The 11481-nt window shown below is 40.6% G+C and carries 11 protein-coding genes and 6 tRNA genes; 15 read left to right on the forward strand and 2 right to left on the reverse strand.

The genetic code is table 11. From position 1 onward, the window contains the following. Nucleotides 1-768: enoyl-ACP reductase FabI (fabI, locus tag CWR48_RS17680; protein WP_115774648.1), on the reverse strand; the 768-nt coding region annotated here is incomplete at its 3' end. A 386-nt stretch (nucleotides 769-1154) separates the two neighbouring features. On the opposite strand from fabI, the gene CWR48_RS17685 reads away from it, so the two are divergent. The 10 genes from CWR48_RS17685 to CWR48_RS17730 all read left to right on the forward strand — a co-directional run bounded on the left by CWR48_RS17685 (nucleotide 1155) and on the right by CWR48_RS17730 (nucleotide 6541). Continuing rightward, a tRNA-Glu gene (locus tag CWR48_RS17685) sits at nucleotides 1155-1229 on the forward strand. 3 nt (nucleotides 1230-1232) lie between these two features. Then, a tRNA-Val gene (locus CWR48_RS17690) sits at nucleotides 1233-1308 on the forward strand. Between the two features lie 4 nt (nucleotides 1309-1312). Further along, nucleotides 1313-1388, forward strand: a tRNA-Thr gene (locus CWR48_RS17695). A 42-nt stretch (nucleotides 1389-1430) separates the two neighbouring features. Further along, nucleotides 1431-1515, forward strand: a tRNA-Tyr gene (locus tag CWR48_RS17700). A 10-nt stretch (nucleotides 1516-1525) separates the two neighbouring features. Beyond that, nucleotides 1526-1600, forward strand: a tRNA-Gln gene (locus CWR48_RS17705). 63 nt (nucleotides 1601-1663) lie between these two features. Then, nucleotides 1664-1736: transfer RNA gene (locus tag CWR48_RS17710), tRNA-Lys, on the forward strand. 438 nt (nucleotides 1737-2174) lie between these two features. Beyond that, on the forward strand, nucleotides 2175-3464 hold the full coding sequence (locus CWR48_RS17715; RefSeq protein ID WP_115774649.1) for a hydroxymethylglutaryl-CoA reductase, degradative: 1290 nt from the start codon (nucleotides 2175-2177) through the stop codon (nucleotides 3462-3464). Continuing rightward, nucleotides 3461-4423 carry a mevalonate kinase gene (mvk, locus tag CWR48_RS17720; protein WP_115774650.1) on the forward strand — a complete coding sequence of 321 codons (963 nt, stop codon included), beginning with the start codon at nucleotides 3461-3463 and terminating at the stop codon, nucleotides 4421-4423. The genes CWR48_RS17715 and mvk overlap by 4 nt, the downstream gene beginning before the upstream one ends. Before the next feature lie 36 nt (nucleotides 4424-4459). Beyond that, nucleotides 4460-5437 (forward strand): diphosphomevalonate decarboxylase, encoded by a 978-nt coding sequence (gene mvaD, locus CWR48_RS17725; RefSeq protein ID WP_115774651.1) that lies wholly within the window; start codon nucleotides 4460-4462, stop codon nucleotides 5435-5437. A 9-nt stretch (nucleotides 5438-5446) separates the two neighbouring features. Beyond that, a complete protein-coding gene (locus tag CWR48_RS17730; protein ID WP_245976854.1) occupies nucleotides 5447-6541 on the forward strand; it encodes a phosphomevalonate kinase in 1095 nt (364 codons plus the stop codon). 98 nt (nucleotides 6542-6639) lie between these two features. Here the strand turns inward: CWR48_RS17730 and CWR48_RS17735 are convergent, their stop codons facing one another. Next, nucleotides 6640-6795, reverse strand: a complete 156-nt coding sequence (locus CWR48_RS17735; RefSeq protein ID WP_115774653.1) for an aspartyl-phosphate phosphatase Spo0E family protein — start codon at nucleotides 6793-6795, stop codon at nucleotides 6640-6642. Between the two features lie 172 nt (nucleotides 6796-6967). On the opposite strand from CWR48_RS17735, the gene sigW reads away from it, so the two are divergent. The 5 genes from sigW to CWR48_RS17760 all read left to right on the forward strand — a co-directional run. Next, nucleotides 6968-7531, forward strand: a complete 564-nt coding sequence (gene sigW, locus CWR48_RS17740) for an RNA polymerase sigma factor SigW (RefSeq protein ID WP_115774654.1) — start codon at nucleotides 6968-6970, stop codon at nucleotides 7529-7531. A 17-nt stretch (nucleotides 7532-7548) separates the two neighbouring features. Beyond that, nucleotides 7549-8193, forward strand: coding sequence for an anti-sigma factor family protein (locus CWR48_RS17745; RefSeq protein WP_115774655.1), 645 nt, complete (start codon nucleotides 7549-7551; stop codon nucleotides 8191-8193). Between the two features lie 261 nt (nucleotides 8194-8454). Beyond that, complete coding sequence (gene cdaA / locus CWR48_RS17750; RefSeq protein WP_115774656.1) at nucleotides 8455-9276, forward strand: diadenylate cyclase CdaA; 822 nt, start codon at nucleotides 8455-8457, stop codon at nucleotides 9274-9276. Continuing rightward, nucleotides 9269-10495 carry a CdaR family protein gene (locus tag CWR48_RS17755; protein ID WP_115774657.1) on the forward strand — a complete coding sequence of 409 codons (1227 nt, stop codon included), beginning with the start codon at nucleotides 9269-9271 and terminating at the stop codon, nucleotides 10493-10495. The genes cdaA and CWR48_RS17755 overlap by 8 nt, the downstream gene beginning before the upstream one ends. Before the next feature lie 73 nt (nucleotides 10496-10568). Further along, the coding region (locus CWR48_RS17760) for a phosphohexomutase domain-containing protein (protein WP_115774658.1) at nucleotides 10569-11481 on the forward strand (913 nt) is incomplete at its 3' end.

An 11481-nucleotide genomic window follows, 5' to 3' on the forward strand; every position in this document is an offset into this window, starting at 1 on the left:
AATAATATGGAAACCAGAGTCAACATGGAGCACTTCCCCTGTTACCCCGCGAGACATGTCACTGATAAAGAATAAGGTTGCATCTCCAACTTGATCTTGGTCTACATTGCGACGAAGTGGAGCTTTATCAACGATAACATTTGCTTTGTCGTTGAAGCCTGATACGCCTTTAGCGGAAAGGGTACGAATTGGACCTGCTGAAATGGCATTTACACGGATATTGTATTTACCCATATCTTCTGCCAAATAACGTACGCTTGCTTCAAGAGAAGCTTTCGCAACACCCATGACATTATAGTTCGGGATAACACGCTCAGAACCGATGTATGTTTGTGTTACGATACTTCCGCCTTCTGTCATTAATTCCTTCGCTGCTTTCGTAACAGCAACTAGAGAATATGCGCTGATTTCTTGTGCTAAAAGGAAGCCATCGCGTGATGTGTCTGCGTATTCACCTTGTAATTCTTCACGTTTTGCAAAAGCAACAGAGTGAATGACACCATGGATGACGCCAACCTTCTCTTTGATTTCTGCAAATGCGGCTTGAATGCTCTCGTCACTAGCAACATCGCAGTTCACTAATAAGGTGGCTTCCATATCATTACTTTCTAATAGCTTCACTAATTTTTGATGGGAGCGTTCCTGACGATTGGTGAAGATAAGGTTTGCACCTGCATTATGTAATGACTTGGTAATTCCCCATGCAATGCTGCGCTCATTGGCAACACCCATAACAACAATATTTTTTCCTTCTAATAGACCTGACATATGTATACCTCCAAAAAATATCTTTTCTAATTTCTTTCGTACATTATAACCTAATTATTATTATGAAAGAAACTATTATGGGAGAGGAGCTTTTCTTATCAAAGGAAATTTTATATTTATGAATAAAAATAATCGATACGGGGAGTGTAAAAACTAGCAGATAATCTCGAAAAAGGTCATTTCCTGAAAAAATACCTATGGAGGAAAAAGGCGACGTAACAAGGAAAACAGGCAAATTTCATCTTGTTTCTACACATATTTTTAAAAAAATGTAAATTTCCCCTTTACAAAGTATAGGGAACTGGGTATAATAAAATTCGTTGGTTTGAAAAGAACAACAAGACATCTTCGGCAATCTTAAATGATGACAATGTGATGTTCATAATGGCCCGTTGGTCAAGCGGTTAAGACACCGCCCTTTCACGGCGGTATCACGGGTTCGAATCCCGTACGGGTCACCATGTGGAGGATTAGCTCAGCTGGGAGAGCACCTGCCTTACAAGCAGGGGGTCGCAGGTTCGAGCCCTGCATCCTCCACCATTTTGCCGGCCTAGCTCAATTGGTAGAGCAACTGACTTGTAATCAGTAGGTTGGGGGTTCAAGTCCTCTGGCCGGCACCATGTTTCATCAATGTATAAACAGACGTTTATAGTTAACAATACGGAGGGGTAGCGAAGTGGCTAAACGCGGCGGACTGTAAATCCGCTCCCTCAGGGTTCGGCAGTTCGAATCTGCCCCCCTCCACCATTATTGTTGTTGGGCTATAGCCAAGCGGTAAGGCATCGGGTTTTGATCCCGTGTATCCTAGGTTCGAATCCTAGTAGCCCAGCCATTTTCTAAGAACGATATCCTTTTAAAGGATCCGCTCTAGAATAGGATAAGATATTTTCACCATGAGCCATTAGCTCAGTCGGTAGAGCATTTGACTTTTAATCAAAGGGTCGAAGGTTCGAATCCTTCATGGCTCATCTTATTTTAAATAAAAGGTTATACATCATAGATAGTATAAATGCGTAAACAAGGTCGTTATGATTGTAGACAACCTTGTTTATTTGTATTATACGGATTTTTTTACATTATAAATACAATAAAGAAAGTTTTTATACTTTATTAACTACTATAGGAAATCCCCGATTAATGTTACTCAAATAAAGAAAAATCTTCAGAACGTGGTATAATTTATATTATAGATAAAGAAGCTAATCCTAATCAGGGGATACCCCATAAGATCGGTAAAATAGTTCTTGCTAATTTCTTCACTAGCAATAGAAGTAACCCTGTTAAAAGTGAACATATAAACGAATGTAAACACTAACTAATCGGGATAATATTATGCTGCTTAATAAACTGGACTCAAACGACAATATATAATAGATAAGATTTTCTATGTAGAAGGATGATACCGTATGAAAACCTCCAGAATTCCTGGTTTCTATAAAATGACTGTTGATCAGCGGCAGGAATTAATCAAAGAAATGCATCCTTTTTCTGTGCAGGAAAAAGAGGCGTTTTTTTCAAATTCTCCATTAACGATTGACACTGCCGATAATATGATTGAAAATGTCATTGGTACCTTTCAACTGCCATTAGGGTTAGGATTGAACTTTCTAATAAACGGGAAAGACTATGTTATACCAATGGCAATTGAGGAAGCATCTGTTGTTGCCTCGGCAAGTCATATTGCGAGAATTGTCAGACAGGCTGGCGGTTTTACGACGGAAGCGACGGAAAGAGTGATGATTGGACAAATCCAAGTTGTAGGTTGTTCTGATTTTCACGCTGCAAAAGAGGCAATATTAATAGAGAAGGAAAATATCATTATGGCTGCGAATGCTGCCTATCCTAGCATTGTTGCTAGAGGTGGTGGCGTAGTGGATTTAGAAGTACGGATCTTGAATGAAGCTTTGGATTCCAAATATGGCCAAATGCTAATCGTACATCTTTACATCAACACTGTTGACGCAATGGGAGCGAACATTATAAATACAATGGTCGAATCGGTTGCACCTTTAGTAGAGGAAATTACAGAGGCAAAAGTGTATTTGCGAATTTTATCAAATTATGCGGATCGAAGCTTAGCACGTGCGCATTGTGTTATTCCAACAGAATTGCTTGAAACTGGAGATTTCTCTGGTGAAGAGGTGCGGGATGGTGTTATCCATGCATTTGAATTTGCAGATTCCGATCCATATCGTGCGGTGACGCATAATAAAGGTATTATGAATGGAATTGACCCAGTTGTCATTGCGACTGGTAATGACTGGCGCGCAGTAGAGGCTGGTGCGCATGCATATGCAGCAAAAAGTGGTGCATATCGTTCGATGACAATTTGGTCAAAGGACGAAGCAGGAAATCTTGTTGGTGAACTTGAATTACCAATGGCTGTTGGAACGGTTGGTGGTGCGACTAAAGTGCACCCCCTTGCGAAGATGGCATTGAATATACTTGATATAAAATCGGCTCGAGAATTAGCCCAAGTAATTGTTGCGGTTGGTTTAGCACAAAACCTTGGAGCATTAAAAGCATTGGTAACAGATGGTATTCAGAAGGGGCATATGGCCTTGCATTCTCGTTCTGTTGCGATTGCGGCAGGAGCTACAGGGGAGATGGTTGATATCGTTGCAAAAGAATTAGTAGAAACGAAACAAATCCGTGTTGGAAAAGCTATAGAATTGGTGGAAAAGTATACAAAATGAGTGCAGAGAAAGTAACAACTACAGAGAAAACAGCTATTGGTGTAGCTCATAGTAAATTAATTTTGATTGGAGAGCATGCGGTTGTACACGGACAACCTGCTATTGCTATTCCCTTCTCATTAATTGGTGTTGAAACGACGATTGAATATGTACCAGGTTCTGTTAAGCTGGACAGCACATTTTATCACGGCCCCCTTCATTTAGCTCCTGAATCATTACAAGGAATCGTTAAATGCATTAAGGGTACATTAGAATACCTTGAACTTCCATGTCAAGATTTATTAATACGGATCAACTCATCCATTCCTCCTGGTAAAGGACTTGGTTCAAGTGCTTCTGTGGCGATTTCTGTTATTAGATCGTTGTTTGCATATGCAGAGATGAGCTGTACAGACCAGGAACTATTGGATTTGGCTAATATTGCGGAGACCGTTGCACATGGTTCTCCGAGCGGTTTAGATACCCTTACCATTACTTCTGATTTACCGGTCTGGTTTGAAAAGGAGCAACCGATTGATTATATTAAGCCGAGCGATGACTTCTATTTTATCGTTGCTGACTCCGGAAGATATGGAGACACTCGGTCATCTGTTGAAACGGTAGCACGTTTATTAAAGTCTGCTCCGAAACGGATTCAGAGGAAGTTAGATCGAATTGGTGAATTAACGTTTCAAGCGAAGCATGCTTTGGAAAGAGCTAGTAAGCAATTTTTAGGTCAATTACTAAATGAAGCGCAAAAGGAACTAGAAACACTAGGTGTAAGTGATGCAGGATTAAATCGCCTCATCCATTTTGCCCGTAAAGAGGGTGCACTTGGTGCAAAATTAACTGGTGGCGGAAATGGTGGCTGTATTATTGCGCTTGCGCAAGACGAAGTACACTCTAGACAGCTTGCAGAGAAATTAAAAAATTATGGTGCACAGGCAGTTTGGCCACTTGTTTTAAAGAAACAAAACTAAGCTTGTATAGGATGAAAAGGTTAAAGGGGAATTATGATGAAAGCGACAGCGAAGGCTCATACAAATATAGCGCTAATCAAATATTGGGGAAAGCGTGACCAGGCATTAATTTTGCCAACAAACAATAGCCTTTCTCTAACGTTAGATGGTTTTTATACGACAACAACGGTGGACTTTCATGATGCGTTAACACAGGACGTTTTTATGCTAAATGGTCAGGCGGTTACTGGTGAAGCATATCAACGAGTGACGAAATTCCTCGATTTAATTCGCAATCTTTCTGGCAAAACAGACTTATATGCAAATATCGGCTCAATCAATGAGGTGCCAACAGCGGCAGGCTTTGCTTCTTCCGCATCTGGATTCGCGGCACTTGCTGCTGCAGGTGCGAAGGCGATTGGGCTTAACCTAAGTGATCCGGAGCTTTCTCGTTTAACACGTCAAGGCTCTGGCTCTGCTTGCCGATCGATCTATGGTGGGTTTGCAGAATGGGAAATGGGTGAGAAAGAAGACGGAACAGACTCCTATGCAGTACCAATTGCGCCGAGAGAGTACTGGGATATTCGCGTTGCGGCGGTTGTACTCTCTTCGACAATGAAAAAGGTGTCGAGTCGTGCGGGAATGAAACGGACAGTAGAAACATCGCCGTTTTATTCGGGCTGGATTGACAGTATTCCGAATGACTTAAACGGGATAAAGGTTGGAATCCAGGAGAAGGATTTTGAAAAAGTAGGAGCGATCTCGGAAGCAAATTGTTTAAAGATGCATGCGACGACACTTGGTGCGAACCCTCCATTTACTTACTGGCATGACACAACATTACGTGTGATGCATACTGTACAGGAGATGCGGGCGAACGGAATTCCTGCATATTTCACAATTGATGCAGGACCAAATGTGAAGGTGCTCTACTTACCAGAGGATGAAGCAAGGGTTGAGGAGACCCTCCGCAATATCGCCGGGGTGACTGATGTACGGTTAAGTAAGGCGGGACCCGGAATAACCTATCTATAGGGGTTGAATATGTTGTCAATGACGATAAAAGTACCAGGGAAATTAATGATAGCAGGAGAATTCGCGGTTCTTGAGCCCTACCATCATCTTGCGGTGTTGGCTGTGGACCGATTTGTATATGCTAAAATTGAGGACGATCATGAGAATCGCATAACATTACAGGACTTTCAGCTTGAAGGTTTGGCTTTTGACTTTAGAAATAATAAGGTGAAAATTGCTAGTAGTGACACTCGAACCCGTTTTGTTGGTGATGCAATGACCATTGCGCTGACATACTTAAAGGAGCAAGGCATAGCTCTACACCCATTTCATCTTTCGATAAAAAGCGAGCTGGATGATTCATCAGGTGTGAAGTATGGATTAGGCTCAAGTGCTGCGGTTGTAACCTCTGTCGTCACTGCGATACTAACAAAGTTCCTTGCGACAAAGCCTGCGGAGGAATTGGTGTTTAAACTTGCCGCTATCTCACATGTGGAAACACAAGGAAATGGATCTGGTGCAGATGTTGCTGCATCTTCCTATGGAGGACTACTAAAATATGCATCGTTCCAAGCGGAATGGCTGCATCATGAATGTATAACGAGTGATTCGATTTCCAATCTAGTAACAAAAGAGTGGCGCTATTTTTCGGTTAAGCCAATGAAGCTACCGCAAAATATCTATTTTTGTGTCGGTTGGACAGGAAAACCAGCATCGACCGCGAAACTTGTCGACGTGATTCGGCAATTAAAGTCGGATAATCTGGCACAGTACGAGAAATTCCTGCAGGATAGTGAAGCAGCGGTTGCGAAATTCTTGAAGGGAATGGAAGGCGAATCGATTGCCGATTTGCTTGCAGGTGTGAAGGCGAATCGACATGCACTTCGGGTAGTCGGAGAGCATGCGCATGCCTCGATTGAAACGCCTCTACTTACGACATTATGTGATTTAGCAGAACAGTTCGGTGGCGCAGGAAAGCCTTCTGGTGCTGGTGGTGGCGATTGTGGGATTGCCTTTATGCCTTCTGAGGAGCAGGCTATCAAATTAATGCATGCCTGGGAAGCAGCGGGAATAAAGCCGTTAGCGATTCGACCATATTCCCATGGAGCAATGCCAATTGAATAAGCAGATACGACAGCATTTTAAAAAGACATCAAAGCTCAATCTATTTTGTGAGCCTTCATGTCTTTTTTTCTGTCTATTATCAAAGGAGTCATTCATCCTTAGTTCATCGAGTAGTTTAAGTATTCATTGATTAGTCTGTCTAATTTCATGCTAGACGAAATGACAGCTTCTGAGGTTAATTCGTATTCATCGCTTAATAGAATCATTTCTTGACGGCATGCTTCAATTTTTTCTAATAAAATAGATTTACTCACAAAGTTATCCTCCTATCTAGTATACTATACTAAGAAATTACCCAAATAAAAGCAATTATAAACTTGTGACATTTTTATGACAAAGGAAAAACAACGTAATTTTTAACAGATATCTGAAACCTTTTTAAAACCGATTCGTATTATAAATACCGCAGCAAGCGGAGGTAGTTGAATGGATCAAATAATTAGAGAAAAAATAAGGGAAGTAAAAAAAGGAGATCAGGCGGCCTTTAGTGATGTTGTTGAATTCTATCAACATAAAATTTACCAACATTGTTATCGAATGCTTGGGAATGCACACGAAGCTGAGGATATGGCGCAAGAGGCATTTATTCGTGCTTATATAAACATAGATTCCTTTGATGATGGGAGAAAGTTCTCTACTTGGCTATATCGAATTGCGACTAATTTAACGATTGATCGGATTCGAAAGCGAAAGCCGGATTATTTTCTGGATGCAGAGATAAAAGGAACAGAGGGGTTAGACATGTATTCACAGCTCGCTAGTACCGATATTTCCCCTAGCGACAAAGTGGAAGGCATCGAATTACAACGCTATATTCATCAGGAAATTTCAGAACTTCCTCCTAAATATCGCAGTATAATCATTTTACGTTATATTGAGGAGTTCTCCCTTCAGGAAATTAGTGAGATTCTAGATATCCCATTAGGAACGGTGAAAACCCGTATCCATCGGGGAAGGGAAGCTTTAAGGAAGAGGCTTCGTCATGTGTAAAGGAGAGTGTGATCCACTTGAATGCTCATAGTGAATCAATTGCATTAATGCATAAATATTTAGATGGTGATTTGAATAAAACGGAAGAACAACAATTACAGGGACATTTGGAAGGGTGTGAAGACTGCCAAGCACATCTTCGTGAATTGAGACGAACGATTGCGTTACTCCAAAGTACCGAACATATAGAGGCACCGGTAAACTTCGCTGACAAGGTAATGAATCATTTGCCGAAAGAGAAGAAGCGGATGAAATACAAGCGTTGGTTTAAAACGCATCCAATCCTTGTTGCTGCCGCCGTGTTCTTTATTTTTATGCTAGGTGGCATGTTTACAGATTGGAATCAGGATAGCAATCTCCAGCTCGTTGTCTCGAAACAGGAAAACCTAATTATTAAAGGGGATACCGTCATTGTCCCTAAAGATGTTGTCGTTGATGGCGATTTACTTGTGAAAAATGGCAACTTAATTATTAAAGGTGTAGTCGATGGTAATGTGACGATTGTAAATGGAGAGCTGCTTGAAAGTAATTCGCTTGATGGCGAGGGTCTCATGGCCTCTGTCGGTGAAATAAATGGGGAGCTTAAAACGGTTAATCGTATGTTTGATTGGCTATGGTACCAGATTAAAAGCTTTTTTTCTGGCGTGTTTTCGACAGATTAAAAGCAAAAGCGGAATTTTAAACCTGGATAATCCCGAGTTTATCCAGGTTCTCATACATAAATGACTTAATTGGGATCCAACTTGCCTGTCGTTGGAATAAAATGGAACCCCCCTAAACTGTATGGATTCTCTTAAATGGCAAAAATTATAAAAAACCGCTTGTCTATGATGTTAATATGGCTGGCAGTTATGATATAATTATTTCTAGGCTATTTATCGAATAGTAACAATTCATTTCAGGTGCTAAAGGGATGTGTGAACATGCTAGATGGGGGATTCGACTTATTTAAAGTACTTAGAATATGCATAGACATTGCGCTTGTCTGGTATGTATTATATAAATTAATGATGTTAATCAAGGGTACAAAAGCAATTCAGCTATTAAAAGGAATTGCGGTAGTATTAGCGGTCTGGGGATTAAGTATTCTCTTAGATTTACAAACAATCCGGTACTTATCCAATCAAATTATTATTTGGGGTTTTCTGGCAATTATTATCCTTTTTCAGCCTGAGTTAAGAAGGGCCCTTGAACAACTGGGGAGAGGGAATCTTTTTACAAGAACGACAAGGTCAGAAGAAGAAATCATTACAAAGAAAATTGAAGCGATTATAGAGTCCTGTAAATATATGGCAAAACGACGCATTGGTGCATTGATTTCAATCGAAGGCGAGACAGGAATTGGTGAATACGCTGAGACTGGGATAGCAGTAGAGGGCAATTTAACCCATCAATTACTAACGAATATATTTACACCGAACACACCACTACATGATGGTGCTGTTATCATTAAAGGCGAAAGAATTCTTGCTGCAGCCTGTTATCTCCCATTATCTGAAAGTCCGTTTATTTCAAAGGAGTTAGGAACAAGGCATCGGGCAGCGATGGGAATTAGTGAAGTAACCGATGCACTAACGATTGTTGTGTCTGAGGAAACTGGAGCCATTTCATGTACAAAAAATGGTGAATTACATCGAGATATAGATGAAGAAAGACTGCGTCAAATGCTAATTGCCCATCTTATTTTATTCGAGAAGAACCCCGAACGCAAGACATGGAAATGGAGGGGGAACAAGAATGGATAATTGGTTTAAGAGTAAGTGGTTTGTAAGAGCTATTTCGTTGGCCTTTGCAGTTGTATTATACTTTTTTGTAGATGTCACGTTGAATTCATCAGCAAAGAACTCAAGCATTCCGGATAATCCGAGTAATCTTCAAACCCTTGATGATGTTCCAGTCGAAATAAGAATGGATGATGAAGATTTCGTTGTTAGTGGGGTCCCGGAATACGTAACAGTTACACTATCTGGTCCAGCTGCCATCTTAACTCCAACAATCTATCGGCGTAATTTCGATGTATTTGTTGATCTGGGAGGATTAGGAAAAGGAACGCATGTCGTTGAACTCGAGTCTAATATTACGAGTGAGCTAGAAGCATTTATCAAGCCAAAGACAATCGAGGTTGAGATTGAAGAACGAGCGAGTGAACAATATCAGGTTTCTGTTGATTTTATCAATCAAAATCAATTGCCAGAAGGATTTGAACTCGGTGAATATAAAGTTGATCCAGCTGAAGTAACCCTTACGAGCTCGAGGACTATAATTGACCAAATCGGTGTGGTCAAGGTATTTGTCGATATTGCTGGATTAGAAGGACCGATTAAGAACCGAGAAGTCCCTGTGAATGTGTATGATAGTCAGGGGAATGAGATTAATGTAAGAATCGCACCTGAAACGGTACAAGTTTCTGCGGAAATTAATAATCCAAGTAAAAAGGTACCGATTGATGTAGCAACTACGGGCGAATTGCCTGCAGGATATGCTCTGGAGTCTGCTACTGCGACACTTGATCAGGTAGAGATTTTTGGCAAAAGTGATGTTTTAGATGATATTTCAAGTATCTCTACAAAAGAGATTGATTTATCGAAAGTAACCGAGTCAGGCAAGGTGAATGTTGCATTAGCACTGCCAGAGGGCGTGAAAGTGAAAGAGAACGAGACAATAGAAGTAGAAATTGAATTAAAGCAGACAAAGACACTTGAGAATATACCGATTGATATAGAAGGTTTACAAGATGGACAAGTTATTCGCTTCGCACAGTCAGGAACAGATAACGTCAATCTTACATTGGTAGGAAATGAAGCAACAGTGAAAGAAATTACGAATGAGGATTTTCAAGTTGTGATTAATGTCAATAATTTAGATTTGGGGCAGCATCAAGTTCCGATAACAATCGAAGGTCCTGAATCGGATGGTTTAACGGTAACACCGGAATTTAAAGAAGTTCAAATCGAAATTAATTAATTTCATAATGGATGATTTCAAACAAGGATATAATTGTTCATTGTTTGAAAAGGAAATAAAGGAGAGCTAAAACATGGGAAAATATTTTGGAACTGATGGAGTTAGAGGGGTAGCAAATGAAGGGCTTACGCCAGAATTAGCATATAAATTAGGGCGTGTTGGTGGCTATATACTGACAAAACAATCGGAAAAACCAAAAGTGATCATCGGTCGCGATACACGAATTTCTGGAAATATGCTGGAAGGGGCCCTTGTATCTGGACTGCTTTCCATCGGTGCTGAAGTGATGCGCCTCGGAGTTATTTCTACACCAGGTGTTGCTTATTTGACGAAAGCATTAAGTGCGCAAGCAGGTGTTATGATTTCTGCTTCACATAATCCAGTTGAGGATAACGGAATTAAATTCTTTGGTCCAGACGGGTTTAAATTAACTGACGAGCAAGAAGAGGAAATCGAACGTATTATGGATGGCGAAGATAAATTACCACGCCCAACTGGAGCAGATATTGGAGTTATCAATGACTATTTCGAGGGTGGGCAAAAATACCTTTCCTTCCTAAAAGATACGATTGACAATGATTTTGAAGGCATACAAATCGCATTAGACTGCGCCCATGGTGCTACTTCAAGCTTAGCAACGCATTTATTTGCTGACCTAGAAGCGGATATTTATTCCATCGGTTCATCACCAAATGGACTGAATATTAATGATGGTGTTGGCTCTACACATCCGGAAACATTGCAGGCATTTGTGCTGGAAAAAGGCGCAGACATCGGACTTGCTTTCGACGGTGATGGTGACCGCTTAATTGCTGTTGATGAAAAAGGCGGCATTGTTGATGGAGACCAAATCATGTATATTTGTGCAAAATACATGAATGAAAAAGGCCTACTGAACGAAAGCACGGTCGTTTCAACAGTAATGAGTAATATTGGTTTCTACAAAGCAATTGAAGAAAATGGTATGCGTAGCGACAAAACGGCTG

It is taken from the genome of Oceanobacillus arenosus (assembly GCF_003369575.1).
Taxonomy (GTDB): Bacteria; Bacillota; Bacilli; order Bacillales; family Amphibacillaceae; genus Oceanobacillus; species Oceanobacillus arenosus.